Below are 25476 nucleotides of genomic sequence, written 5' to 3'. Positions count from 1 at the left end.
GGACGACGAGCTCAGCGAACGTGGATCACGCGGCGCCGAGGGCGTCGGCCACGCGGTGGTGGACGGCGGCGTCCACCCCGCGGTTCTGCCGCTCGAGCGTGCGGGCCAGCGCGCGGCGGGCCCACCCGTTCGCCGGGGCCAGCTCCACCAGCCGGGCCAGCGCATCCTCCGCGCGGCTCAGCTGGGCGGAACCGAAGTAGCTGCGGGCCAGCAGCTCCAGTGCGGCCTGGTTCTCCGGCTCGGCGGCGAGCACCGCCTCCAGGACGCGCGCGGCCTCCGCGGGCTGCCCCATCGCGAAGAAGAGGTCCGCGCGCAGGTACTCCGAGTGCAGGTCGATCTCGTACGGCTGGGTCATGACGCTCCTTCCATCGGCCCGTAACAGCGCCGTCCCCACGGCTCTTCCCGGCGTGTCGTGCACGCGGCGCATCCGTCCGAGCCGCAACCGACGAAGCCCCGGTGTCTGGTCATCCACACGACGGAGGCAACCCATGGGCGTGCGCGAGAACCTGCGAGACCGTCGGCCGAACCGGTCGGACGACGCGAATCAGACCGCCGAGGGTGGCGGGTCGGTGGTCTACACCGTGCAGCGCGTCGGCGCGGTGGTCGTGGCCCTGATCCTGCTCACCTTCGGCCTGCTCGGTTTCGCCGACGGGCTGGCCTACTTCTCCACCGACGGCGGCGAGGTGGCCGGCCTGTCCTCCAACGGCCTGCTCTCGACGATCTCGGTGGTCACCGCGCTGGTGCTGGTCGTCACCGCGTTCCTCGGGCCGCGCGCCGCGTCGAACACGATGCTGGTGCTCGGCATCCTGTTCCTGATCTCGGCGCTGGCCAACCTGGCGGTGCTGGAGACCGAGTTCAACCTGCTGGCGTTCTCGATGGCCAACGTCATCTTCTCCATCTGCGCCGGCCTCGTGCTGCTGACGCTGGGCGCCTACGGCCGGGTCAGCGGCAACCTGCCGGACGACAGCCCGTACAAGGAGGACACCGGCCCGGAGGTCTCCCCCGAGGACCTCGACCCGCAGCTGCCGCAGACCCCGGCGGAGGCGGCGGCCGAGCACGACATGCGGGAGGCCGAGCTCGCCGTCGTCGAGCACCGCGCCACCGCCGAGCAGCAGCGCCGGGTCGACGCGATGGCGAGGGTGCGCACCCGGGCCGACCGGCGACGGGTCTGGATGTCCTTCGACCGGACGTCCCTCACCTGACCCGGCGGGGCGGGCCCGACGGCCCCGGTGCGGCGGGGCCGTCGGGAAGTAGCCTCGCGGGCGCCATGTCTTTCCCCGGGACCTCCCTCTCCGCTCCCCGCGAGCGCGCCGACGCCTGCCCCGGCGCGCTGCAGACCCACGCCGCCGCCGACGGCGGGCTGGCCCGGGTCCGGGTGCCGGGCGGGGCGATCGGCGCGGTGCAGCTGCAGGCACTGGCGGCGGCGGCCCGGGAGCTCGGGAACGGGCACCTGGAGCTGACCAGCCGGGGCAACGTGCAGCTGCGCGGGCTGCCGGCCGGTGCGGAGGCAGAGCTGGGCGACCGGCTGGCCGCCGCCGGCCTGCTGCCCAGCGCCACGCACGAGCGGGTGCGCAACGTGCTGGCCAGCACCCTGTCCGGGCGCACCGCGGGCGGGCACGTCGACGTCCGGCCCTGGGTCGGTGCCTTCGACGCCGGGCTCTGCGCCGACCCGGCGCTGGCCGAGCTGCCCGGCCGCTTCCTGCTGACCCTGGACGACGGGCGGGGCGACGTCGCCGGTCTCGGCGGGGACGTCGGCCTGCTGGCCCTCTCCGCCGACTCGGTGGCCCTGCTGCTCGGCGGCGTCGACTCCGGCCTGCGCTGCGCTCCGGACGACGCGGTCGCGCTGGCACTGGACGCCACCCGCGCCTTCCTCGCCGAGCGCACCGCCCAGGGCTCGACCGCCTGGCGGCTGACCGAGCTCGCCGACGGCCCCACCCGCGTCGCCGCCCTCCTCAGGGGCCAAAGTCGCGACTTTGGCCCCTCGGTGGAGGTGCCGGGGGCGCCGGTCGTGGGGCCGGTCGGGGCGACGACGCAGCTCGACGGCCGGACGGCGTTGATCGGCGTCGTCCCGCTGGGCCGGCTGACCGCCGACCAGGCCGACCTCCTCGCCCGGCTCGCCGCCGAGGTGCAGCTGACCCCGTGGCGCAGTGTGGTCGTGCCCGACCTGGCCGAGGACGCCGTGGACGACGCCGCCGTCGACCTGTTCCGCACCGGCATGGTGTTCGACGAGGCGAGCCCCTGGCTGCAGGTGACCACCTGCGCCGGTCGCCCGGGCTGCGCCAAGTCGCTCGCCGACGTCCGCGCGGACGCCGTCAGCGCCGTCTCCACCCGGACGCTGCCCGCCGGCGGCGCCCGACAGCACTGGGCCGGCTGCGAGCGCCGCTGCGGCCGACCGCAGGGCGGGGTCGTCGACGTCGTCGCGACGCCGTCCGGCTACGAACTCCGGATCGAAGAGGACTGATGTACTCCTACGAGCACGACGGCGCCGAGATCTACCGGCAGTCCTTCGCCATGATCCGCGCCGAGGCCGACCTGTCCGGCCTTCCCGAGGACGTCGCCCAGGTCGCGGTCCGGATGATCCACGCCTGCGGTCAGGTCGACCTGGCCGCCGACGTGGCCTTCTCCCCCGACGTCGTCCGGGCCGGCCGCAAGGCGTTGGAGTCCGGCGCCCCGGTGCTGTGCGACTCCCAGATGGTCGCCTCCGGGGTGACCCGCAAGCGGCTGCCGGCGTTCAACGAGGTCGTCTGCACCCTCAACGACCCGCGCACCCCCGACCTGGCCCGGGAGATGGGCACCACCCGCACCGCCGCGGCGATGCACCTGTGGGGCGACCGGCTGGACGGCGCCGTCGTCGCGATCGGCAACGCCCCCACCGCGCTGTTCCACCTACTGGAGATGGTCCGCGACGGGGCCCCGCGGCCGGCCGCCGTCATCGGCATCCCGGTGGGCTTCATCGGCGCGGTCGAGTCCAAGGAGGCGCTGGCCGCCGCCGACCTCGAGTTCCTCGCCGTCCGCGGCCGGCGGGGCGGCAGCGCCATCACCGCCGCCGCCGTCAACGCGATCGCGAGCACCGCCGAATGACGGGCCAAGATCGCGACTTCGGCCCCTCGACGGGGACGGGGCGGCTGTACGGGGTCGGGTTGGGGCCGGGCGACCCGGAGCTGGTGACGGTCAAGGCCGCCCGGTTGATCGGCGCGGCCGACGTCGTCGCGTTCCACGCCGCCCAGCACGGCCGCTCGGTCGCCCGGGCGCTGGCCGCGCCGTACCTGCGCGCCGGCCAGGTCGAGGAGCTGCTGGTCTACCCGGTGACCACCGAGACCACCGCGCACCCCGGCGGCTACCAGGGGGCGATCGACGAGTTCTACGAGGCGGCCGCCGCCCGGCTGGCCGCCCACCTGGACGCCGGCCGGGACGTCGTCGTCCTCGCCGAGGGCGACCCGTTCTTCTACGGCTCGTACATGCACATGCACAAGCGGCTGGCCCACCGGTACCCGACCGAGGTCGTCCCCGGCGTCACCAGCGTCAGCGGTGCGGCCGCGGTGCTCGGCCGGCCACTGGTGGAGCGGGACGAGGTGCTCACCGTGCTGCCCGGCACGCTGCCGTCCGACGAGCTCGCCGAGTGGCTGTCGACCACTGACTCCGCCGCGGTGATGAAGCTGGGCCGCACCTTCGCCAACGTCCGGGAGGCGTTCGACGCGGCCGGCGTGCTCGACCGCGCCTGGTACGTGGAGCGGGCCACCACCGACCGGCAGCGGGTCGAACCGCTCGCCGACGTCGACCCGGCCACCGTCCCCTACTTCTCCCTCGCCCTGCTGCCCAGCGAGCTCACCGGGCCGGGCAACCACCCCGAACGGGCCGAGGACGACGGACCCCGGCGCGGCGAGGTGGTGGTCGTCGGCCTGGGCCCCGGGCAGCGCAGCTGGACGACCCCGGAGGCCGCCGAGGCGCTGGCCCGCGCCGACGACCTGGTCGGCTACGGCCCCTACCTGGACCGGGTGGAGGTCAACCCCCGGCAGACCCGGCACCCCAGCGACAACCGGGTGGAGGCCGAGCGGGCCGCGGCGGCGCTGCGGCTGGCGCAGTCCGGACGGCGGGTGGCGGTCGTCTCCAGCGGCGACCCCGGCGTGTTCGCGATGGCCGCCGCGGTGCTCGAGGTGGCGGCCCAGCCCGAGTTCGCCGACGTCGAGGTCCGGGTGTTGCCCGGGCTCACCGCGGCGCAGGCGGTCGCCTCCCGGGTGGGGGCGCCGCTCGGGCACGACTTCGCGATCATCTCGCTGTCCGACGTCCTCAAGCCGTGGGAGATCGTGCTGGACCGGCTGCGGCACGCAGCCGCCGCCGACCTGGTGCTCGCGCTGTACAACCCGCGTTCCAAGGCGCGCCCGCACCAGCTGGGCGAGGCGCACCAGGCGCTGCTGGAGGTCAGGAAGCCGGAGACCGTGGTCGTCATCGGCCGGGACGTCGGCGGGCCCGAGGAGTCGGTCACCGTGACCACCCTCGGCGAGTTCGACCCCGACACGGTCGACATGCGCTGCCTGGTGATGATCGGTTCCACCCAGACCCGGGTGACGCCGTCCGGCCAGGTCTACACCTCCCGCCGCTACCCCGCTGACGCCTGAGGGGCCGAAGTCGCGACTTCGGCCCCTCGGCGGAACAGGAGGGGCTCGTTGCGGCTTGCACCGGTTCGTGCCGCGCCGTGAGCTCTCCCGCCCCGCCGCCTTCTGGTCGGTGGCGGTGCTGCTGACCCTGATGCTCGCCGCCTCCGGGGTGCCCTCACCGCTCTACCGGGTCTACGCGGAGGAGTTCGGCTTCGGCTCGGGCCTGATCACCGTCGTCTTCGGCGTGTATGCCTTCGCCCTGCTGCTGTCGCTGCTGGTGGTCGGGGCGCTGTCGGACCACGTGGGGCGCCGCCCGGTGCTCGCCGCCGCGCTGCTGCTCGAGGCCGTCTCGATGGTGCTGTTCCTGACCGCCGACGGGGTCGGGTGGCTGCTGCTCGCCCGCATCGTCCAGGGGCTGGCCACCGGGGCGCTGACCGGCGCGTTCGGCGCGGCACTGCTGGACCTGCAGCGCCCGGACCGGCCGCTGGGGGCCCTGGTCAACTCGGCGTCCCCCGCGGTGGGGCTCTCCGTCGGCGCGGTGAGCGCCGGGCTGGCGGTCGAGTTCCTGCCCGCGCCGACCAGCTGGGTCTTCGGCGTCCTCACCGTGCTGTGCGTGGCCGCCGCCGCCGGGGTCTGGGTGTTCCTGCCGGAGTCCTCCCCCCGGCTGCCCGGCGCGGCGCGGTCGCTGCGGCCCAGCGTGCAGGTGCCGGCCTCGCAGCGCCGCGCGTTCGTCGTCGTCCTGCCCTGCCTGGTCGCCACCTGGGCGCTGGGCGGGCTCTACGCCTCGCTCGGCCCGTCGCTGGTGGCCGGCGTCTTCGACGTGCAGGACCACGTCGTCGGCAGCCTGGTCATCCTCGCGCTCAACGGCACCGGTCTGGTCGGGTCGCTCTCGATGCGCACCGTCGCGCCCGCCCGCTCGATGGTCGTCGGCGCCCTGGTCTTCGCCGTCGGGGTGGCCGGCACCGTGACCGCGCTGACCACCGGCTCCCTGTCGCTGTTCTTCGTCGCGGCGGTCGTCTCCGGCTTCGGCTTCGGCACCGCCTTCCTGGGTGCGATGGCCACCGTCACCCAGGGCGTGGCCCCCGGCCAGCGGGCCGCCCTGCTGTCCGCGGTCTTCACCGCCAGCTACCTCGCGTTCAGCGTGCCGGCGATCGCCGCGGGGGTGGCGGCCGGGCACGTCGGCCTGGAGCGGACGGCGCAGGTCTACGGCGTCGCGGTCATCGTGCTGGCCCTGCTGGCGGTGGGCGGCCTGACCCTGCACGCCCGCCGTCCCGCCGCTCCTGTCCCGGAGCCCACGCACCGGGCTCCCGCCGCCGCGCTCGACTGAGCCTGGTGCCGAGTGCTTGTGCTCTGCTCACCAGGAGTGAGCAGAGCACAAGCACTCGGAGGGCCCCGGTTCAGCTGCCGGCGCGGGTCACCGCCGCGCAGAACCGGGAGTGGTCCTCGCGCGCCTCGGTGAGCGGCCCGACCACCTCCTCGTCGGTCACCTCACCGACCCGGTCCAGCAGCCGCCGCCGCACCTGTCTGGCTCGTCTCCGCGCGCCGGCGTGCACCAGCGGCCGGGCCAGCAGCGCCAGCAACAGCCCGGCGAGCAGGCCACCGGCCAGCAGCAGCGTCGGCAGCGGGATGCCCTCCACCCGGGGCAGCGGGACGACGTCGTCCAGCTGGAGCAGCCCCAGGCCGACCAGGCCGAGCAGCCACAGCGCGCCGGCCAGCGCGGTCAGCACGAGCAGCCACTGCAGCCCGCCGACCGCCCGCTGCCACAGCGGCGTGCGGTCCGGGCCGAGGTCGGTGCCGGTGACCGCCCGGTCCAGCCGGTCGGCCAGCCGCTCCTCGGAGAACTCGGCGGTGCGGCGGAGCTCGTCCCGCCAGGCCTGCGGCAGCCCCTGCCCGGCGGCGTCCCGTGCCCGGCGCAGCGCCGCGACCAGTGCGGCCTGCTGCACGGCGCCGGCCGGGGGCAGCGAGCTGCGTGCCGCCTCGTTGCCCAGGTGCAGCCGGCCCAGCGGGTCGGCCCGGAGCTTGCCCGTCCAGCGCAGCACCGGCCACCCGGTGTGCGCGGCACCGCGGCGGCGGGCCGAGCGCTCCACGGCGCCGACCACGGCCGGCACGCCGGCGGCGTCGGCGAGCGCCTCGGTCAGCCCCGCCCACTCGTCGGGGTCCCGGCTGCGGTCGGGGCCGGCGTCGGGCGCGCAGTGCTGGGCGAGCGCACCGGCTGCGGCGCGGGCATCGGCGGCCAGTCGGTCGGTGGCGGCCCGGCGCGCGGCGACCCGGCGGCCCAGCTCGGCCCGCAGCTCGGGCAGGCCGGCACCGGTGCGGGCCGCGGTGGGCAGCACCGGGGTCGCCCCCAGGCCCTCCCGGTCCAGCAGGCCGCGGAGGTCGGCCAGGCAGGCGCGGGCGGCCGGCTCGTCGAGCCGGTCGACCTGGTTCAGCACCACGACCAGCACGCCCGCGTGCCCGGCCAGCGGCGCCAGGTACTGCGAGTGCACCGCCGCGTCGGCGTACTTCTGCGGGTCCAGCACCCACACGAGCACGTCGACCAGCTCCACCAGCCGGTCGACCTCGAGCCGGTTCTCCAGCCGGACGCTGTCGTGGTCGGGCAGGTCGAGCAGCACCAGCCCGTCGAGCGCGGCGTCACCCGCCTCGACCCGGTGCCGGCGAGGGACCTGCAGCCAGTCGAGCAGCCGGTCCGCGCCGTCCGGGCCCCACACGCTGGCGTGCGCCACCCCGGTGGTCGGACGGCGCACGCCCGGGGTGCTCACCTCGCTGCCGCTGAGCGCGTTGAAGAGGGTGGACTTCCCGCTGCCGGTCGCCCCGGCGAGCGCCACGACGGTGGCGTCACCGAGCGCCTCCCGGGCGCCGGCCTTGGCCAGCAGCGTGCGGGCGCTGGCCACCTCGGGCACCTCCAGCCGCTCCTCGGCGACCTCGATCGCCTCGCGGAGCGCAGCCAGCCGGTCGGTCAGGGACAGCTCGCCGCGCCGCCCGAGCCTCACGCGCCCGCTCCCTGGGCGGCAGCCAGCGTCTGCGCGGCCGACCGGAGCTCGGCGTCGGCGCCCGGCGCCGGGGCGGCGTCGGCGAGCAGCACGTCGAAACGCCGCTGCTCGGCGTGCAGCAGCCGGTCGGCGCGGGCGTCCAGGTCGGCCCGGGCCCGGGCGGCCAGCTCGCGCACCGCAGCGTCCCCGAACACCGCCTCCAGGACCCGCTGGCCCACCGCGGTCGTGCCACCGGCGATGGCCACCTCCGCACCCGACAACCCGGCGGTGGAGGCGAAGACGGCGACCATCACCACCGCCCCCGCGCCGTTGACCCCCCAGGACAGCAGCCGGGCCCGCGACCGCTTGCCCGCACCCTCGCTGCGCACCAGCTCCAGCACGGTGCCCTGCCAGTCGCGCACCTCGTCGGCGGAGGCGCCCGCGAACGACGGCGAGACGCCGTCCAGCTCGATCTCCCGGCCGTCGAGCAGGGCGATCCCGCCGGGCAGGGTGCGCCAGCTGGTGACCGTCTTCTCCGCGGCCCGGTCGGCCTCGGCCCGCAGCAGCAGCTCGACCCCGGACTCCAGGGCACCGGCCAGGTCGTCGGCGGGGTTGTTGCGGCCAGCGAAGGCGGCGGTGACCCGGTCGCGCAGCCGGCCCACGTGCCCCTGCAGGCTGCGCATCCACTCCCCCGTGCCGACGAACTCCTGCCAGCGGGCGAGCACCTCCCCGCGCAGCAGGCTGCCGTTGCCGACCGCCTCGTGGACTGCCGCCCGCGCCCGGGCGTAGGAGGCGTCCGCAGCGGCCTGCAGCGCCTCGGCGGCGACCGCCTGCTCGGCGACGCCGGCGACGACGACGTCGACCCGGTCGTGCATGCTCTCCAGCGCCCCGGCCAGGGTCTGCCGGATGACCGCGGCCCGCTGCTCGGCGTCGGCGGCGAGCGCGTGCAGCCACTCGCGCAGTGGCACGACCTGGTCCTCGGGCAGGAACCCGTCGGCCAGCGGGCGCTCCTCGATCACGAACAGCCGGGCCCCCTCCAGGCGGGCCCGGCGCAGCATCCCGGCCAGGTCGTCGGCGACCTCGACCACCGCCTCGGGCGGCACCCGGTCCAGCACGATGGCCAGCGCCGTCCCCCGCTCCTGAGCCGTCCGCAGCAGGTCCCAGGGGACGGCGTCGGCGTAGCGGGCCGCCGTCGTCACGAAGACCCATAGGTCGGCCGCGGCCAGCAGCTGCCCGGCCAGATCGCGGTTGGCCTCGACCACCGAGTCGACGTCCGGAGCGTCGACCAGGGCGAGCCCGGCCGGCAGCGCCTCGGAGACGACGAGCTGCAGCCCGCCGGGGCCGGCCTCCCCGCCGGTGGTGCGGGTCAGCCCGGGCAGCACCCGGTCACCGGCGAACGCGGCCCGGTCGGCGGGAGCGCAGACGAGCACCGGGGCGCGGGTCGTCGGGCGGAGCACGCCGGGGGTGGTGACCCGGGCGCCCAGCACGCTGTTGACCAGGGTGGACTTGCCGGCGCCGGTCGAGCCACCGACCACGGTGAGCAGCGGGGCGTCCAGGTCGCGCAGCCGGGGCAGCAGGTAGTCGTCGACCTGGTCGACGACCGAGCGGGCGGTGCGGGCGGCAGCGTCCCGGCCCGGGACGGCCAGGCCGAGCGGTGCCGCCGCGACCCGGTCGCGCAGCTGCTGCAGGGCGTCGGGCAGCCCGAGCGGGGTGGTCATGCCGGGGATCTTGCCCGGGACGCCGACCGCCCACCCCTCGGCCGGGTGAGGCCCGGTCAGTCGCGCAGCGGCCAGGGCACGACCGGGCCGACCGAGGCGCCGTCGCCGTCGTCGTGCTCGTGGCTGCCGGCTGCGTGGGACAGGGCAGCCAGCAGGAGGACCAGCTCCGCGCGGTCGAGCCCCGCGGTCAGGTCGGCCAGGTCGAGCGGCTGGCCCTCAGCGAGGCTCGCCGCCGCCCGCAGCAGCCGCAACTGCCCGCCGCTGCCGCCGATCACGCCCGACCGGAGCGCGTCGTCCAGGTCGGCCCACTGGACGGCCGCCCACGGCCCACCGTCGGCCGCGTCGGCGTCGAGCGCGATGGCGATCAGGCCGGCCACCTGCAACCGGGGCAGCCAGTGGCCGGAGTCGGCCAGCAGCAGCACCGCCGCCTCGGCCGCGTAGTCACCGACCGCAGCGCGCAGCAGCGCGCTCTCCAGGTCCAGCGGGTCGAGGTCGACCGCCCGCGGTTCTCCCAGCACTGCGCACCACCTCCGTCGCCTCCCACTGTGCACCGTGGGTCCGACGGTCCGTGGCGGGAGGCCCGGCCGACCGGGTGTCAGCCCGCGACGCCGCCCGGGTCGTGGCTCGGTGCCACCAGCCGGAGGGCCACCGCCTGCACGACCAGGGTGAGCACCGCGACCCCCACCACGAGCACGTAGTGCAGCCACCGGGGCTGCCCGTGCCCGAGGAGCAGGGCGCCGGAGAACAACGCCGCGGCGATGCCGACGCTGGACCAGCGACGGTAGGGGTCCGGCAGCTCCGCCGAGGCCTCCTTCAGCCGCAGTGGCCGCCCCGCCGCGCTCGTCGCCCGCTGGGCCTGCTGGACCGCGAGAGCCACGCCGATCAGCACTAGGACACCGCCCAGGACGACCACCATGAGCGGACGGTAGTCCCGCTGCCGCGTCTTCGACACCGTTCGGAGCCGGACCGGGGCCGGCTCCGAACGGACGTCCGCCATGGTCACCGTCGTCCGTGCGTCGGCACCGGGTGACGACGGCGGCCGGCGCCCCGCGAGGGGACACCGGCCGCCGGATGGTGCAGCGGGGTCGGTCAGGGGATGAGCAGCCGGACCTCCTGGGTGGTCCCGGCCGTGGCCAGCGACCACGTGCCGTCGTCGCCCGGGACGAGCGTCCAGGTGCCGCACTCGCCCGCCTTGCCCGCCCTCTTCGCCGGGAGCAGCCGGAGCCGCGCCGGGGCACTGCCGGTGGTGCAGGACGTCGAGGCGAGCACCGAGCCGGTGGCGGCGTTGGTGACCGTGTAGCCGGCGCCGCCGGCGGAGGTCACCGTCCAGGTCTGACAGGAGCCCGAGACCCGGGTCTCCATCCGCACCTTGTTGCCGTTGCCCTTGGCCGCCGTGCACCCGGCCACACCCAGGGTCCGGGTCTGGTCGGTGGTGCTGCCCAGCAGGACCTCACCGACCGGCTGGAACCGGAACTGCTGGTTCGCCGCACCCGTCGGCGTCGCCACGCCCAGGTCGGCGCCTGGCGTCCGACCCTCGGCGGTCCACACGAGGTTGCGCCCCGCGATGGAGGAGATCGTCGTGTAGCCGTCGGGCGCCGGCGAGAACAGCCAGCGCTGGCAGACGTTGTAGAAGAAGTTGCCCAACCAGTCGAACTGGCCGACGTCGCCGCTGGTCTGCGCCTCCGCGCAGCCGGGGAAGTCGGCGGCCATGTTGCTCTTCCGGTTCTGGAACCGCGAACCCGTCTCGCTGCCGTCGGTGACCTGGGCGGCGTCCCGTGCGTCGATCTGCCACTGCTGGCAGGGGTCGGTCGACGAGGCGGCGACCAGGGCCAGGTTGGCCCCGGCGTAGCCACAGGTCGCGTTGGACACGACCGCGGCACCGTCCCGCGGGACCACCTGCACGTAGGCCGAGCCGTGACCGGCCGAACGGCTCGGGTTGACCGGGTCGCTGACCGTCGGCCAGCCGTCGGACCAGGACAGGGTGCGCACGTTGAGCCGCGGCGTGCCGTCGGACAGCGCGTCGTAGTAGTGGTTGACGAAGTAGTCGACCCCGCCGGCGGAGTACACGTCCGGGTGGCCGGTGCCCTGGAACTCGTTGTAGCCCCGCAGCACCTCGGTGCCGCCGCCCTCCAGCAGGGAGACGCCGTCCCGGTCCACGTACGGGCCGGTGATGGACGTCGACCGGCCGACGACCACCCGATAGTCGCTCTCCTCACCACGGCAGCAGTAGTCGAAGGCCGCGAACAGGTAGTAGTGGTCGCCGTGGCGGATGATCGAGGGCCCCTCGACGGGGTTGTACTGGATCCCCCGGTCGACGAGGGGGAGCACCGGAGCGCCGGCAGCGAGCTCCCCGGTCGCCGGGTCGAGCGCAACGATCTTCAGGCCGCCGAAGAACGAGCCGAAGGTCAGCCACTCGCCGCCCTCGACGTCGGTGACGTGGTTGGCGTCGATCGCGTTGTACTCGTCGCTGCCCGCCTCGCTCTCCAGCACCGGGCCGCGGTCGACCCAGCCGTGGCCAGGGTCGGCCGGGTCCAGCGACGTCGTGGTCGCCAGCGCGGTCACGGAGTTGGTCGTGCCGAAGCGGGAGGCCGAGTAGTAGAGCCGCCACTCACTGCCGGACCAGCTGAGGTCCGGGGCCCAGGCGTCCTGCGGCGCGTCGGCCGGGGTCGCGCCGATGGCGGCCAGGACGCCGGCGGGCAGCTCGGTGAAGACCGGCGGCAGCTCCTCCCAGGTGCGGAGGTCCTTCGACCGCTTCATCGGGATGTAGTCGCTGCCGGTGGCGGCGTCGCCGGTGACGGCGAGGTAGAACCAGTCCCCCTCCTTGACCAGGGTGGGGTCGTGCGCGATCGGGTCCGCGGGGCGGTCGGCTCCGGCCACGAGCGGTGGACCCGCGGGCGTCGGCGCGGCGGCGGCCGGGGCGGTGAGCGCTGCTGAGCCGACCAGCACGGCTGCCGTGAGCGCGGGCACCCACGCCCGGCGGAGGAGGGAACGGGTCATGGGCGGACTCTCTTCAGGCGGGCGTCCACCCCGTTGGGGACGCTGGGGCACCGGCGCTGTGCGGCGCTGGTGACGGCGTGAGTCTGCTCACTCTTTTACAACGATGCAACAGCGACGTGCCGCACCCGACGAGGACGGCGGCACATCCCCGGGGCGACCGTCGTGCCCGGACGGTGCACCCACTGCCGGGGCGCCGACACCCTCCCCGGCTCAGACCGTGGCGAGCGCCGTTCGGACGTCGGCCGGGGTGGCGGCGACCGCCGCCGCACCGGCGGCGGCGAGCTCACCGGGCGAGGCCGGCCCCCAGCCGGCGCCGATGCAGGGCAGGCCGTGCACCCGGGCACCGAGCACGTCGTGCGACCGGTCGCCGATCAGGACCGGCCGGTCGCCGTCCGGGTGGGCGGCCAGCGCCGCGGCGACCACCTGCTCCTTGTGCCGCACGGCGCCGTCCAGCGTGGCGCCGTGCACGCTCGCGAACTCCGGCAACAGCCCCACGTGCGCCAGGATGCGCAGCGCGAACGGCTCGGGCTTGCTGGTCGCCACGGCCAGCGTGGCGCCGTCGGCCCGGAGCCCGGACAGCAGCTCCGCGATGCCCGGGTAGACCGGCGCCGCCAGCATCGCCCCGGCCGTGTAGTGCGCGCGGTATGCGGCCACCGCCCGGTCGACGTCGTCCCCACCGATGCCGAAGGCGCCGGCGAACCCCTCCCACAGCGGCGGCCCGACCATCGACCGCAGCTGGTCGGTGGTCGGCTCGGGCAGGCCGAGCTCGGCGGCAGCGACCCGGATCGAGGCCCAGATGCCCGGGGACGAGTCGACCAGGGTGCCGTCGAGGTCGAAGAGCACCAGCCTCATCGCCGCAGCACCCAGGTGAGCGCATCCTCGACGGTGTCCACCGTCTCCACCCCGGGCGGCAGCGGTGGGCGGCGGACGAGCACCACCGGGATGCCGAGCTCTCGAGCGGCGACGAGCTTCGCCTCGGTCAGGGCGCCGCCGGAGTCCTTGGTGACGACGACGTCCACGTCGTGCTCGTGCAGCAGCGCCAGCTCGTCGGCCAGGCTGAACGGCCCGCGGTCCAGCAGCAGGGTCGCGCCGGCCGGCAGCGGCTCGTCCGGCGGGTCGACCGAGCGGACCAGCACCCGGCCCGGGAGGGCGGCGAACGCCCCGACGCCCTGCCGGCCGGTGGTGAGGAAGACGCTGCGGTACCCGGCCACCGCCTCGGCCGCCGCGGCCAACGAGTCGACATGTCGCCAGCGGTCCCCGGGTTGCGCCGTCCAGCCGGGCCGCTGCAGCCGCAGCAGCGGGGTCCCGTGCGCGGCCGCGGCGACCGCGGCGGAGGCGGTGATCTGCGCGGCGAACGGATGGGTGGCGTCGACCACCGCCCGCGGCCGGTGCTCGGCCAGCCAGGCGGTCAGCCCGTCGGCGCCACCGAACCCGCCGATCCGCACGGCGCCCGGCGGCAGCACCGGGTCGGCGACCCGCCCGGCCAGCGAGGACAGCACGTCGACACCCGCCCCGACCAGCGCCGCGGCCAGCCGCCGGGCCTCCCCGGTGCCCCCGAGCACCAGCACCTGACCGGTCACGCCGTCCCCCCGTCGCCGAGTGTCGAGTCGTCCACGCCTGCCCGGCGGGCGAGGCGTCGACAGGTCGTCGCTGGATCGCCGTGGAGGATGGTCCCGTGAGCAGGGACGGCAGCGCAGGGCTGCGGCACGGCTGGACGACGGGCGCCTGCGCGACCGCGGCCACCACCGCCGCCTACACCGCGCTGCTCACCGGCGAGTTCCCCGACCCGGTCACGATCGACCTGCCCAACGACAGGCACCCGTCCTTCGCCCTGGCGAAGGAGGAGCTCGCCGAGGACGCCGCCACCGTCAGCATCGTCAAGGACGCCGGCGACGACCCCGACGTCACCCACGGCGCGCTGGTCTCCGCCCGCATCACCCACGGCGCCCCGGGCAGCGGCGTGCTCTTCCGGGCCGGCGAGGGCGTCGGCACGGTCACCAAGCCCGGCCTGCCGCTGGCCGTCGGCGAGCCGGCGATCAACCCGATGCCGCGCCAGTTCATCCGCGAGCACGTCGCCGCGGTCGCGCAGCGGCACGGCGGCAGCGGGGACGTCGTCGTGGAGGTGTCGGTGGAGAACGGCGCCGAGCTGGCCCGCAGGACCTGGAACCCGCGGCTGGGCATCCTCGGTGGCCTGTCGATCCTCGGGACGACGGGGGTCGTCGTCCCCTACTCGTGCTCGTCCTGGATCGACTCGATCCGCCGCGGCATCGACGTGGCCCGCGCCGCCGGGCGGGAGCACGTCGCCGGGTGCACCGGGTCGACCAGTGAGCGGGTGGCCCAGGAGCTCCACGGCCTGCCCGAGGACGCGCTGCTGGACATGGGCGACTTCGCCGGCGCGGTGCTGAAGTACCTGCGCCGGCACCCGGTGCCGCGGCTGACCGTGGCCGGCGGCATCGGCAAGCTGGCCAAGCTCGCCGAGGGGCACCTGGACCTGCACTCGGCCCGGTCGCAGGTGTCGTTCACCGCGCTGGCCACCCTGGTCGCCGAGGCCGGCGGCGCACCGGCGCTGGTCGAGGGCGTGCGGGAGGCGAACACCGCGCTGGACGCACTGCACCAGTGCACCGCCGCCGGGTTCCCGCTGGGCGACCTGGTCGCCGTCGGGGCGCGCCGCACCGCGGAGGGCGTGCTGCTCGGCGCCCCGGTCGAGGTCGACGTCGTGGTGATCGACCGCGCCGGCACCATCGTCGGCCGCGGCTGAACTCATCGGGTCCGGGTGGTCGAGTAGAGGTGGCTGTCCAGGAACTGCTCGGCGGCCAGCACCCGGCCGACGACCACCACCGCCGTCCGCCGCACACCGGCCGCGCTGACCTGCTGGGCGATGTCGGCGAGCGTGCCCCGCAACACCAGCTCGTCGTCCCGGCTGGCCTTGGCCACCACCGCCACCGGGCAGTCCGCGCCGTAGTGCGCGGCCAGCTCCGGGGCGAGGTCGTCCATCCGCTGCACGGCCAGGTGCAGCACCAGGGTCGCGCCGGTCGCCGCGTAGGCGGCGAGGGTCTCCCCCGGTGGCATCGGCGTCGACCGCGCCGACGTCCGGGTGAGGACGACGGTCTGCGCCACCCCCGGCACGGTCAGCTCGCGCTTCAGCGACGCGGCCGCCGCGGCGAACGCGGGCACCCCGGGGACGACGTCGTAGGGCACCCCGGCCGCGTCCAGCCGGCGCATCTGCTCGGCCATGGCGCTGTACACCGAGGGGTCGCCGGAGTGCAGCCGGGCGACGTCCAGCCCGGCCTCGTGCGCGGCGACCAGTTCCGCGGTGATCTGGTCCAGGTCGAGGTCCGCGGTGTCGACCAGCCGGGCGCCCGCCGGTGCGGTGTCCAGCAGATCGCGGGGCACGAGGGCACCGGCGTAGAGGCAGACCGGGGACGACGCGATCAGCCGGGCGGCCCGCACCGTGACGAGATCGGCGGCACCCGGCCCGGCGCCGATGAAGTGGACGGTCATCGGGTCACGCTCCAGATCGTCACGGGCATGGCGGGCTTCCAGCCGGTGAAGCCGCCGACCGGCTCGGCCTGCGCGACCGACAGTCGGGTGAGCGAGCCGCCGCAGCGGCCGTGCCACTCGGCGAGCACGGCCTCGCTCTGCACCGTGACCGCGTTGACCACCAGCCGGCCGCCCGGGGCGAGGGCCTCCCAGACGGTGTCCAGCAGCAGCGGCGTGGTCGCCCCGCCCCCGACGAAGACGGCGTCCGGCTGCGGCAGCCCGAGCAGTGCATCGGGGGCCCGGCCCTCGACCACCTGCAGGTCGGGCACCCCGAGCCGGCCGGCGTTCCGGCCGATCCGCTGGGCGCGCACGGGGTCGGACTCCACCGCGATCGCCCGGCAGGAGGGGTGCACCCGCATCCACTCGATGCCGACCGAGCCGGCGCCCGCGCCGACGTCCCAGAGCAACTGGCCGGGCAGCGGGGCCAGCCGGGAGAGCGTCACCGCCCGGACGTCCCGCTTGGTCAGCTGCCCGTCGGAGGAGTAGGCGTCGTCCGGCAGGCCCGGCACGGTCGGCAGCGGCACGGTGCCGGGGTCGGCGACCACCTCGACGGCGGTGAGCACGAGCGGGTCGGTCTCCGGATGGGGCCAGTCGGCTGCGGTGCCGGTGAACCGGCGCTCGGCGGGCCCGCCGAGCTGGGCGAGCGCGGTGAACCGGCTGGCGCCGTACCCGGCTCCGGCGAGCAGAGCGGCGAGCTCCGCCGGCGTCCGGGTGTCCGAGCCCAGCACCAGCAGCCGCCGGCCGGGCGTGGCGTGCGGGAGGACCAGCGACACCGGCCGGCCGACCACGGAGACCACCGTCGTCCCCTCCACCGCCCAGCCCAGCCGCGCGCAGGCCAGGGTCACCGACGACGGGTGCGGCACGACCTGGACGGCGTCGGCGCCGAACAGCCGGACCAGCGTGGTGCCGACGCCGGAGAGCATCGGGTCGCCGCTGGCGAGCACGGCCACCCGCCGGCCCGGGTGCGCCTCGGGCAGGGCAGCCAGGGCGGGCGCCATCGGCGAGGGCCAGGGCACCCGCTCGGCGGCGACGTCCGGGGGCACCAGGGCCAGCTGGCGGGCGCTCCCCCGCACCACCTCCGCCCCCGCGATCGCCCGCCGGGCGGCGGGGGAGAGCCCGTCCCATCCGTCGGCGCCCACGCCGACGACCGTGACGGAGAACCGGCTCATGCCCAGCTGCCCAAGGCGTGAGGACCGGCCTCGATCCGCTCCTCGCTCGCTGGCGCTCGCTGCGATGCTCCCTCGGCCGTCACGGTGTCCCCGAAAGCGTGATGACGGACCTCGGTCCGCTCCTCGGTCGCTGGCGCTCCCTGCGATGCTCCCTCGGCCCTCACGCGGGCAGGTCGCCCTCAGGGCCGGCGGCCTCGGCCAGCAGCCGCTCACGCGTCTCCTCCGGCAGCCGGTCGACGTAGACGGTGCCCTCGAGGTGGTCGACCTCGTGCTGGAGGCAGCGCGCGGCCATGCCGGTCGCCTCGATCGCGGTGGGCTGACCGTGCACGTCGACGCCGTCGACCCGGGCGCGGAAGGCCCGCTCCAGCTCCGCGTAGGGGCCCGGCACCGACAGGCAGCCCTCCTCGGTCAGCTCGACCGCCGGCTCGTCGCCGACCGGGTCGAGCACCGTCAGCACCGGGTTCACCACGTAGCCGACGACGTCCTCCCCGTCGGCGTCCGGGCAGTCGATGACGAACACCCGCGCGTCGACGCCGATCTGGTTGGCCGCCAGCCCGACACCGTCGGCGGCGGACATGCTCGCGAACATGTCCAGCAGCAGGTGCCGCAGCTCCCGGTCGAACTCGGTCACCGGGGCGCACGGCCGGTGCAGCACCGGGTTGCTGCCGTAGGTGACGATCGGCCGGGCGACGCCGTCGTAACGGCCGGGCAGGCGCATGACCGTCGATCCTAAGGACCTGCCCGCTGCCTACAGTGACCGCGATGCGCACCCGGCCCGCTCCGACCGCCGCCGGGCTCGTGCTCGGCGCCCTCGCCGACCTGCTGCTGGGCGATCCGCGCCGGGGGCACCCGGTCGCCGGCTTCGGGCGGGCGGCCGCCGCGCTGGAGCGGTCGGTCTGGCGGGACTCACGGGTGGCGGGCGCCGGCCACACCGCGGTGTGCGTCGGGGCGGCGGCCGCCCTGGGCGCCGTCCTGCACCGGGGAACCGCGGGCCGGCCGATCGCCCGGACGGTGGTGACCGCGGGGGCCACCTGGGCCGTGCTGGGCGGCACCTCGTTGGGCCGGGCGGCGGACACCATGGCGGGGCACCTGGCCGCCGGGGACCTGCCGGCCGCCCGGGCGCACCTGCCGACTCTGGCCGGCCGCGACCCGAGCGGTCTCGGTGAGCCGGAGCTGGTGCGGGCGACCGTGGAGTCGGTCGCGGAGAACACCTCGGACGCCGCCGTCGCCCCGCTGTTCTGGGGCGCGGTCGCCGGCCTGCCGGGGCTGCTGGCCTACCGCGCGGCCAACACCCTCGATGCGATGGTCGGGTACCGGTCGCCGCGGTACGCCCGCTTCGGCTGGGCCGCGGCCCGCTTCGACGACGTGCTGAACTGGCTGCCGGCCCGGTTCACCGCCGCGCTGACCGTGGCGGTCGCGCCGGTGGCCGGCGGGTCGCCCACCGGCGCCTGGCGGGCCTGGCAGCGGGACGGCGCCGCCCACCCCAGCCCGAACGCCGGCCGGTGCGAGGCCGCGCTGGCCGGCGCCCTCGGCCTGCGGCTGGGCGGCCGCAACGTCTACGGCGCCCGGGTGGAGGAGCGACCGACGCTGGGCGACGGTCAGCCCCCCGCGCGGGGGGACATCCGCCGGGCGGTCCGGCTCTCCCGCGCGGTGTGGACGGCGGCCGCCGCCCTCGCCGCGCTGAGCCGGCTGCGGCGCCGGGGCCCCTCCGCCTGACGGGCCGGCCGGGGACGGCGGCGCAGCGCACCCCGCGGTTCCGACGGCGTCGGAAAGCCGGCCGGGTCGACCCGCGGGTGACTGGCCGGCGGATCAGCGGGCCCCAGCCCCCCGCGCAGGGTCACCAGCAGGGTGTGCGCGGCGAGGGCGCCCAGGGCGAGGAACAGTCCGATCAGGACGAGGAGACCGGTTCCAGGTGTCATGCGGCGAGACTGGCACCGAGAACAGCACCACGGAGCAGGCCAATCCGGCACAGTGGCCCCATGCCAGTCGTCGCATCCCAGACCACTTCGGCGCGCGAGGTCGCCGCGCTCATCGGGCCGGTCACGGCCCTGCCGGGCCCGCGGTACGCCGGGCTGGCGCGGCGGGTCCGTGAGCTCGTGCTGGCCGGTCAGCTCCCGGCGGGCACCCGGCTGCCCGCCGAGCGAGACCTCGCCACGGCCCTGGTCACCAGTCGGGTCACCATCGCCTCGGCCTACCGGGTGCTGCGGGAGGAGGGGTGGGCGCGGACCCGGCAGGGGTCGGGCACGGTGGTCGAGGTGCCCGGCGGGGACTCGTCCTCGGCCGGCTGGCTGCCCCGCGACGTCCCCGGCCTGATCGACCTCGCACACGCAGCACCCTCCGCGGCACCGCAGCTGGAGCCGGCCTACCAGCAGGCGGTGCACCGGCTCCCGGCGTACACCGCCGGCCACGGGTACGCGCCGGGCGGCCTCCCCGAGCTGCGCGCCGCGATCGCCGACCGGTTCACCGCCCGCGGCCTGCCGACCGACCCCGACCAGGTCGTCGTGACCTCCGGCGTCGGCGACGCCTCGGCGGTGGTCGCCGAGGCCCTGCTGGAGCCGGGTGACCGGGTGCTCGTCGAGCACCCCAGCTACCCCGGCGCTCTGCGCCTGGTGGAGAGCGTGGGCGCCCGGCTGGTGCCCGTGCCGGTCGACGAGCGCCGCCCCGACGACCTCGTCGAGGCCGCCCACCTCGCCGCGCGGCAGAGCGGCGCGCGGATGGCCGTGCTCATCCCGGACTTCACCAACCCGACCGGCGCCCGACTGTCCGCCGCCGGGCGCCGCCGGCTGGCCGCGACGCTCTGGCAGCAGGGCGTGCTGACGCTGGTGGACGAGTCGTGCGCCGAGCTCCACCTGGACGAGGGGCCGCTGCCCCCGTACGCCGCCGGGCTGCCGGACGCCGCCACGGTGACCGTCGGCGGGCTGGCCAAGCCGGTCTGGGGCGGGTTGCGGATCGGCTGGCTGCGCACCGACGCCGCCCTGGCCGCACGGCTGAGCGCGGTGCTGGGGCGCCGCCAGCTCTCCGTCGGCCTCCTCGATCAGCTCGCGGCCACCACCCTGGTGCAGGACCTCGACGCCGTGCTGACCTGGCGCCGCGACCAGCTCCGTAACCAGCGGGACGCGCTGCTGGGCGCGCTGGCCGGCCGGCTGCTGCAGTGGCGGGTGCACCCCCCGTCGGGCGGGCTCTCGCTGTGGTGCGCCCTGCCCCCGGGGCTGAGCTCGGCCGCCCTGGTCGCCGGCGCGGCGCCCCGGGGAGTGCTGCTGGCCGAGGGCCGGGCCTTCGGCACCGGACGCGCCTTCGACGACCACCTGCGGCTGCCCTTCACCCGACCGGTCGAGGAGCTGCGCGCCGCGGTCGACGTGCTCGCCTGCCTCGCCGAGACGCTGGGCGGCGCGGGCAGCAGGCACCCGGCGGCTCCGGCGCCCACCGTCGTCTGAGTCATCGAGTCATGACCGTCCGTAAGACCCGCCCGGGGCGGGTTCGCCCCCCCGCTACGTGCGTGCACGGCGTCCGCACGCGCGGTAGCTTCGCGAGCACTGAAGCGGTCGAGTCCGACGGCTCGATGGATCGTCCGTGTCAAACCACGGGCACGGCGATCCCCACCGAAGACACCGGTGCGCCACCAGAGAATCGGCCGACGCCATGACCACACCCTCTGCACTCCACCGCCGCCCCAGCCCCGTCGCCCCGCCGGTGCGCCCGGCAGCCGGCCGGGTCGAACCCAGCCGCCACACCGTCGACTCCGCCGCCCCCCGTCCGGCCGGCCGTTTCCGCGGCGACCTGACCACCGAACGGTGGTGGTGGTCCCCGGAGCTCCACGCCCTGTACGGCGTGCCGGACGGCTCGACGGAGCCGTCCGGGCAGCTGCTGCTGGCACACGTGCACGAACAGGACCGCCCCGCCATCCGGGAGGCCCTCGCGGTCGCCGGCACCACCGGCACCGCGGTCTCCCGCGAGCACCGGGTCGTGCGCGCCGACGGTGCGCAGCGGACGGCGGTGCTCGTCTGTGAACCGGAGACCGACGCCTCGGGCGCCGTGGTGGCCCTCACCGGCCTGGTCGTCGACATCACCGAGGCGCACCTGCCCCAGTCCGACGACGAGCACGTGCGCCACCTGGAGACCGAGGTCGAGCAGCTGCGCAACGCCATGGCGAGCCGCGCGGCGATCGAGCAGGCCAAGGGCATCCTCATGCTGCTGATGAGCTGCGGCGACCAGGTCGCCTTCGACCTCCTGGCGCACATCTCGAGCCACACGCACCGCAAGGTGCGCGACGTGGCGGTCGCGATCATCGACTCGGCCAGCGGCCGCCATCCGCTGCCCGACGACGTGCGCGAGATCCTGCACGACGCGTCCCCGCCCGGCCGCTCGGGCTGAGCGCCCCCGCTCGTCCCGGCCCGGCGGCCACGGGGGAAGATGCCGGGACCCGCGCCACGCAGGCCGGGACGAGGAAGGGGGACGGCGACGTGTTCTACCTGCTCGTCCGGTTCGTGCTCCGACCGCTCTTCATCCTCGTCTTCCGGCCGAAGGTGACCGGCCGGGCCAACGTCCCCCCCACCGGCCCGGTCATCCTGGCCAGCAACCACCTGTCCTTCATCGACAGCTTCGCCATCCCGTTGGTGGCGCCCCGCAAGGTCGGGTACCTGGCCAAGGCCGAGTACTGGCACGGGTCGGGCATCGGCGGGTGGCTCACCCGCACGCTGTTCACCGCGCTGGGGGCGCTCCCGGTCGAGCGGCAGGAGGCCCGGGCCGCCCAGGCGACGCTGGACACCGCGCTGGGGGTGCTGTGTGCCGGGGAGGCGTTCGGCGTCTACCCGGAGGGCACCCGGTCCCGCGACGGGCGGCTGGGCCGCGGCAAGACCGGCGTCGCGTGGCTCGCGCTCACCGCCGACTGCCCCGTGGTCCCGGTGGCGGTGCACGGCACCGACAAGGTCCAGCCGGTCGGTGCGAAGTGGCCGCGCCCGCACCGGGTGCGGGTCACCTTCGGGGAGCCGCTGACCTTCCCCGAGCACCGCGGCCTGGCGGGCAAGGGCAGGGCGCGGCGCGAGGTCACCGACCGCGTGATGGAGGCGATCGCGGAGCTGTCCGGCCAGGAGAAGGCAGGCTGGGGAGGACGGCCCTGAGCGGCGCGCTGCTCGTCGCCGGCACCACCTCCGACGCCGGCAAGTCCGTGGTCACCGCCGGCATCTGCCGCTGGCTGGTCCGCGAGGGGGTGTCGGTCGCGCCGTTCAAGGCGCAGAACATGAGCAACAACTCCATGGTCACCGCCGACGGCGCCGAGATCGGCCGCGCCCAGGTGATGCAGGCCGCGGCCGCCCGGGTGGAGCCCGAGGCCGCGATGAACCCGGTGCTGCTCAAGCCGGGCGGGGAGAACGCCAGCCAGGTCGTCGTCCTCGGGCGGGCCGTCGCCGACGTCACCGCCCTGTCCTACCGGCCGATGAAGGCCGCCCTGCTGGAGCAGGCGCTGGCCTGCCTGGCCGACCTGCGTGCCCGCTTCGACGTGGTGGTCTGCGAGGGGGCGGGCTCCCCCACCGAGATCAACCTGCGCGCCGACGACATCGCCAACATGGGCCTGGCCACCGCCGCCGGGCTGCCGGTGGTCGTGGTGGGCGACATCGACCGGGGCGGGGTGTTCGCCGCCCTCTACGGCACCGTCGCGCTGATGCCCCCGGCCGACCAGGCGCTGGTCGCCGGCTTCCTGGTCAACAAGTTCCGCGGCGACGCCCGGCTGCTGGCCCCCGGCCTGGACCAGCTGGCCGCGCTCACCGGCCGGCCGACCCTGGGCGTGCTCCCCTGGCGCACGGGGCTGGAGATGGACGTCGAGGACTCCCTGGGCGTCGACGCCGTCCGCGCGCCCGCCGGCCCGCCGCACGGGGAGGACGTCCTCCGGGTGTCGGTCGCCCGGCTGCCCCGGCTGTCCAACTTCACCGACCTGGACGCGCTGGCCACCGAGCCCGGGGTGCTCCTGCGGTACGCCACCCGCCCCGAGGAGCTCGCCGACGCCGACCTGGTGGTGCTGCCCGGCACCCGGTCCACCGTCGCCGACCTGCAGTGGCTGCGGGACACCGGGCTGGCCGACGCTGTCGCCCGGCGGGCCGCCGAGGGCCGCCCGGTGCTGGGCATCTGTGGCGGCCACCAGATGCTGGCCCGCACGATCAGCGACGACGTCGAGTCCCGGGCCGGCGTCGTCCCCGGGCTCGGCCTGCTGCCCACCGAGGTCACCTTCGCCCGAAAGAAGACCCTGGGCCGGCCCACCGGCTCGGCACTCGGCCAGCCCGTCCGCGGCTACGAGATCCACCACGGCGTCGTGCGCCTGGACGACGGCGCCGAGCCCTTCCTGGACGGCGCCCGCGCCGGCTCGGTCTTCGGGACGACGTGGCACGGGGCGCTGGAGTCCGACGGCTTCCGCCGGGCCTTCCTCACCGAGGTCGCCCGGATCGCCGGCCGCCGGTTCACCGCGGCCCCGGACACCGACTTCGCCCAGCACCGCGAGGCCCGGCTGGACGCGCTGGGCGACCTGATCGCCGAGCACGCGGACACCGACGCGCTGTGGCGGCTGGTCGAGGCCGGCCCGCCGGTGGGGCTGCCGGTGCTGGCCAGCGGGTTCAGCGCGCGCTGACCCGGGCCCGCACCTCGTCCGGCCACGGCACCGGGCGGCCGTCGGCGGTCGCCACGTAGGTGGTCCGCACGGTGCAGCAGACCCGGTCGTCCACCCGCACGGTGAGCAGCAGCGTCAGGCTGGTGCGGCCCAGCTTCGTCAGCTCGGCGTCGACCGCGACCGTGTCGCCGTACCGGGCCGAGGAGCTCCAGTCCAGGGCGGTGGCCTTGACGAGGTACTCGACGCCCCAGGCGTCCAGCGCCCCGTGCGGGACGCCGACCGTGCCCCACCAGGCGGTGACCGCCTCGTCGGCCCAGGTCAGGTAGTGCGCGTTGAACACCACGCCCTGCTGGTCGCACTCGACGAACCGGACCGGGGCACTCCACACCGCAGGCACGAGCGGGCAGGCTACCGACCGGGCCGGCGGCCCCGGCCGCTACCGTCGGAGCCGTGACTGCCGACACCGCCGCTGCCGACCTCGAGGTGCTGGCCGCCTACCGGGCGCCCTCCCAGCTGGTTCTCGACAAGGTCATCGACCGGGTCGACGAGCACTGCCGCGCCTTCATCGGCCGCTCGCCCTTCGCCACGCTCGCGACCGCGGACGCCGAGGGCTGGCCCGACGTCTCCCCGCGCGGCGGCGAGCCGGGCTTCGTGCACGTGCTGGACGAGCACCGCCTGGCGCTGCCCGACCGGCAGGGCAACAACCGGGTCGACGGCCTGCGCAACCTGGCCGCCAACCCGCGGGCGGCGCTGCTGTTCTTCGTGCCCGGCTGCGAGGAGACGCTGAAGGTCTTCGGGACGACGTCGCTCGTCGGCGCCGGTGACCTCGGCATCGACTTCACCGAGTTCGGCCGCGAGCCCCGCTCCGTGCTGGTCGTCCACGTGGAGCGGGCCTACTTCCAGTGCGGCAAGGCGCTGATGCGCTCCCGGCTGTGGGACCCCGAGGCCCAGGTCGACCGCTCGACGATGACGCCGTTCGGCCAGGTGCTCAAGGACCACTGCGCCCTGGAGACCCCGCTGCCCGACGACGCGACGATCCGCGCGGACCTCGCCCGAGAGCTCTAGCTCCTGTCGGTGGCCGGGTGCAGCATGCCCGGCATGGCACACACCTTCCAGGTCACCGTCGACTCGGTCGCGCCGCACCCGCTCGCCGACTGGTGGGCCGAGGCGCTGGGCTGGGACCGAGAACCCACCGACGAGGCCTTCATCCGCCGCATGGTCGACGAGGGCTTCGCGACCGAGGCCGAGACGATGCGGCACGACGGCCAGCTCGTCTGGCGGGCCGGCGCGGCGATCAACCACCCCACCGGCGGTGCGCCGAGGGTGTTGTTCCAGCTCGTCCCCGAGCCCAAGACGGTCAAGAACCGGGTGCACCTGGACGTGCGGGTGGGCGCGGAGGCCGTGGACGCCGAGGTGGCGCGGCTGACCGCGCGCGGGGCCACGGTGCTGCACGAGGGGCACCAGGGCCCGCACCGCTGGGTGACGATCGCCGACCCCGAGGGCAACGAGCTCTGCCTCACCTGACCGCCGTCCCGCGCTGAGCTCTCGCGGCGTGCGGATCGGGGCCGCTCAGCCGAGGGGGTGTTCTCGCTCGGCCTTGCGGTCGGCCACGGCGCGCTGGGCCAGCAGGCGCCGCCGTTCGTTGCGACGCTGCCGGTCCGGCGTCCGGTAGCGGGCGTCCTCGACCAGTTGCCAGGCAGCGAGTGCGCTCGCGCGCACCGCCGGCGACACGAGCACCTCCGCCGGGTGGACCGGCTCGACCATGGCCATCTCGCGACCCTCTCCCCCGTGGCGACCGCGGTCAGATCGCCATCACGAGTTTCACCCCGGAGAGCCCGACCGACCCGATGTCGTGACCAATTCGATGACGTTCACGCACCAACTGTCACGAGGATC

At 76.0% G+C, this 25476-nt stretch carries 26 protein-coding genes; 13 read left to right on the top strand and 13 right to left on the bottom strand.

Annotated elements, in window-relative coordinates:
- Positions 1-25: 25 nt before the first annotated feature.
- On the bottom strand, positions 26-355 hold the full coding sequence (locus tag O2W20_RS12855) for a tetratricopeptide repeat protein (RefSeq protein WP_269172233.1): 330 nt from the start codon (positions 353-355) through the stop codon (positions 26-28).
- A gap of 133 nt (positions 356-488) precedes the next feature.
- On the opposite strand from O2W20_RS12855, the gene O2W20_RS12850 reads away from it, so the two are divergent.
- The 5 genes from O2W20_RS12850 to O2W20_RS12830 all read left to right on the top strand — a co-directional run bounded on the left by O2W20_RS12850 (position 489) and on the right by O2W20_RS12830 (position 5922).
- Complete coding sequence (locus tag O2W20_RS12850) at positions 489-1202, top strand: DUF4383 domain-containing protein (RefSeq protein ID WP_269172234.1); 714 nt, start codon at positions 489-491, stop codon at positions 1200-1202.
- 65 nt (positions 1203-1267) lie between these two features.
- Entirely contained in the window at positions 1268-2461 is a 1194-nt protein-coding gene (gene cobG, locus O2W20_RS12845) for a precorrin-3B synthase (RefSeq protein WP_269172235.1), read from the top strand.
- Positions 2461-3081, top strand: coding sequence for a precorrin-8X methylmutase (locus O2W20_RS12840; RefSeq protein ID WP_269172236.1), 621 nt, complete (start codon positions 2461-2463; stop codon positions 3079-3081). The genes cobG and O2W20_RS12840 overlap by 1 nt, the downstream gene beginning before the upstream one ends.
- Complete coding sequence (locus O2W20_RS12835; RefSeq protein WP_269172237.1) at positions 3078-4616, top strand: precorrin-2 C(20)-methyltransferase; 1539 nt, start codon at positions 3078-3080, stop codon at positions 4614-4616. Before O2W20_RS12840 ends, O2W20_RS12835 begins: the two co-directional genes overlap by 4 nt.
- A gap of 55 nt (positions 4617-4671) precedes the next feature.
- Positions 4672-5922 carry an MFS transporter gene (locus tag O2W20_RS12830; RefSeq protein WP_269172238.1) on the top strand — a complete coding sequence of 417 codons (1251 nt, stop codon included), beginning with the start codon at positions 4672-4674 and terminating at the stop codon, positions 5920-5922.
- A 70-nt stretch (positions 5923-5992) separates the two neighbouring features.
- Here the strand turns inward: O2W20_RS12830 and O2W20_RS12825 are convergent, their stop codons facing one another.
- The 7 genes from O2W20_RS12825 to O2W20_RS12795 all read right to left on the bottom strand — a co-directional run bounded on the left by O2W20_RS12825 (position 5993) and on the right by O2W20_RS12795 (position 13859).
- Positions 5993-7585: a YfjP family GTPase gene (locus tag O2W20_RS12825; protein ID WP_269172239.1), complete on the bottom strand. Its 1593-nt coding sequence runs from the start codon at positions 7583-7585 to the stop codon at positions 5993-5995.
- A complete protein-coding gene (locus tag O2W20_RS12820; RefSeq protein WP_269172240.1) occupies positions 7582-9282 on the bottom strand; it encodes an ABC transporter in 1701 nt (566 codons plus the stop codon). The genes O2W20_RS12825 and O2W20_RS12820 overlap by 4 nt, the downstream gene beginning before the upstream one ends.
- A 56-nt stretch (positions 9283-9338) precedes the next feature.
- A complete protein-coding gene (locus tag O2W20_RS12815) occupies positions 9339-9800 on the bottom strand; it encodes a hypothetical protein (RefSeq protein ID WP_269172241.1) in 462 nt (153 codons plus the stop codon).
- A 77-nt stretch (positions 9801-9877) separates the two neighbouring features.
- Positions 9878-10198 (bottom strand): hypothetical protein, encoded by a 321-nt coding sequence (locus tag O2W20_RS12810; RefSeq protein ID WP_269172242.1) that lies wholly within the window; start codon positions 10196-10198, stop codon positions 9878-9880.
- 173 nt (positions 10199-10371) lie between these two features.
- Complete coding sequence (locus O2W20_RS12805) at positions 10372-12279, bottom strand: family 43 glycosylhydrolase (RefSeq protein ID WP_269172243.1); 1908 nt, start codon at positions 12277-12279, stop codon at positions 10372-10374.
- 210 nt (positions 12280-12489) lie between these two features.
- On the bottom strand, positions 12490-13131 hold the full coding sequence (locus O2W20_RS12800) for an HAD hydrolase-like protein (RefSeq protein WP_269172244.1): 642 nt from the start codon (positions 13129-13131) through the stop codon (positions 12490-12492).
- Complete coding sequence (locus tag O2W20_RS12795; protein WP_269172245.1) at positions 13128-13859, bottom strand: cobalt-precorrin-6A reductase; 732 nt, start codon at positions 13857-13859, stop codon at positions 13128-13130. Before O2W20_RS12795 ends, O2W20_RS12800 begins: the two co-directional genes overlap by 4 nt.
- 95 nt (positions 13860-13954) lie before the next feature.
- Between O2W20_RS12795 and O2W20_RS12790 the strand changes: the two genes are divergently transcribed.
- Positions 13955-15037, top strand: coding sequence for a cobalt-precorrin-5B (C(1))-methyltransferase (locus O2W20_RS12790; RefSeq protein ID WP_269172246.1), 1083 nt, complete (start codon positions 13955-13957; stop codon positions 15035-15037).
- A gap of 2 nt (positions 15038-15039) precedes the next feature.
- Here O2W20_RS12790 and cobM read toward each other — a convergent pair whose 3' ends face one another.
- From cobM to def, 3 genes are all read right to left on the bottom strand, one after another.
- On the bottom strand, positions 15040-15780 hold the full coding sequence (gene cobM / locus O2W20_RS12785; protein WP_269172247.1) for a precorrin-4 C(11)-methyltransferase: 741 nt from the start codon (positions 15778-15780) through the stop codon (positions 15040-15042).
- Positions 15777-16988: a precorrin-6y C5,15-methyltransferase (decarboxylating) subunit CbiE gene (gene cbiE / locus O2W20_RS12780; protein ID WP_269172248.1), complete on the bottom strand. Its 1212-nt coding sequence runs from the start codon at positions 16986-16988 to the stop codon at positions 15777-15779. Before cbiE ends, cobM begins: the two co-directional genes overlap by 4 nt.
- A 160-nt stretch (positions 16989-17148) precedes the next feature.
- On the bottom strand, positions 17149-17706 hold the full coding sequence (def, locus tag O2W20_RS12775) for a peptide deformylase (protein WP_269172249.1): 558 nt from the start codon (positions 17704-17706) through the stop codon (positions 17149-17151).
- Positions 17707-17750: 44 nt separating this feature from the next.
- On the opposite strand from def, the gene O2W20_RS12770 reads away from it, so the two are divergent.
- The 5 genes from O2W20_RS12770 to O2W20_RS12750 all read left to right on the top strand — a co-directional run bounded on the left by O2W20_RS12770 (position 17751) and on the right by O2W20_RS12750 (position 23601).
- Complete coding sequence (locus O2W20_RS12770) at positions 17751-18704, top strand: cobalamin biosynthesis protein (RefSeq protein ID WP_269172250.1); 954 nt, start codon at positions 17751-17753, stop codon at positions 18702-18704.
- A gap of 263 nt (positions 18705-18967) precedes the next feature.
- On the top strand, positions 18968-20422 hold the full coding sequence (gene yczR, locus O2W20_RS12765; RefSeq protein WP_269172251.1) for a MocR-like transcription factor YczR: 1455 nt from the start codon (positions 18968-18970) through the stop codon (positions 20420-20422).
- Between the two features lie 205 nt (positions 20423-20627).
- Complete coding sequence (locus tag O2W20_RS12760; protein ID WP_269172252.1) at positions 20628-21359, top strand: PAS and ANTAR domain-containing protein; 732 nt, start codon at positions 20628-20630, stop codon at positions 21357-21359.
- Between the two features lie 89 nt (positions 21360-21448).
- The gene (locus O2W20_RS12755; RefSeq protein WP_269172253.1) at positions 21449-22105 is read left to right on the top strand and encodes a lysophospholipid acyltransferase family protein; all 657 of its coding nucleotides are present in this window, start codon (positions 21449-21451) and stop codon (positions 22103-22105) included.
- The gene (locus O2W20_RS12750; protein WP_331254112.1) at positions 22087-23601 is read left to right on the top strand and encodes a cobyric acid synthase; all 1515 of its coding nucleotides are present in this window, start codon (positions 22087-22089) and stop codon (positions 23599-23601) included. The genes O2W20_RS12755 and O2W20_RS12750 overlap by 19 nt, the downstream gene beginning before the upstream one ends.
- On the opposite strand, the gene O2W20_RS12745 is transcribed toward O2W20_RS12750, so the two are convergent.
- Positions 23588-23977 (bottom strand): acyl-CoA thioesterase, encoded by a 390-nt coding sequence (locus O2W20_RS12745; protein WP_269172254.1) that lies wholly within the window; start codon positions 23975-23977, stop codon positions 23588-23590. The genes O2W20_RS12750 and O2W20_RS12745 overlap by 14 nt on opposite strands.
- A gap of 53 nt (positions 23978-24030) precedes the next feature.
- On the opposite strand from O2W20_RS12745, the gene O2W20_RS12740 reads away from it, so the two are divergent.
- Positions 24031-24645: an MSMEG_1061 family FMN-dependent PPOX-type flavoprotein gene (locus O2W20_RS12740; RefSeq protein WP_269172255.1), complete on the top strand. Its 615-nt coding sequence runs from the start codon at positions 24031-24033 to the stop codon at positions 24643-24645.
- Positions 24646-24678: 33 nt separating this feature from the next.
- Positions 24679-25104, top strand: coding sequence for a VOC family protein (locus tag O2W20_RS12735; protein ID WP_269172256.1), 426 nt, complete (start codon positions 24679-24681; stop codon positions 25102-25104).
- A 45-nt stretch (positions 25105-25149) separates the two neighbouring features.
- On the opposite strand, the gene O2W20_RS12730 is transcribed toward O2W20_RS12735, so the two are convergent.
- A complete protein-coding gene (locus O2W20_RS12730) occupies positions 25150-25350 on the bottom strand; it encodes a hypothetical protein (protein WP_269172257.1) in 201 nt (66 codons plus the stop codon).
- Positions 25351-25476: the final 126 nt, after the last annotated feature.

Origin of the sequence: Modestobacter sp. VKM Ac-2982 (assembly GCF_026967935.1) — a bacterium.
Lineage (GTDB): Bacteria > Actinomycetota > Actinomycetes > Mycobacteriales > Geodermatophilaceae > Modestobacter.
Note: the sequence above shows the minus strand (reverse complement) of the source record. Positions and strands in the feature narration are given on the sequence as shown.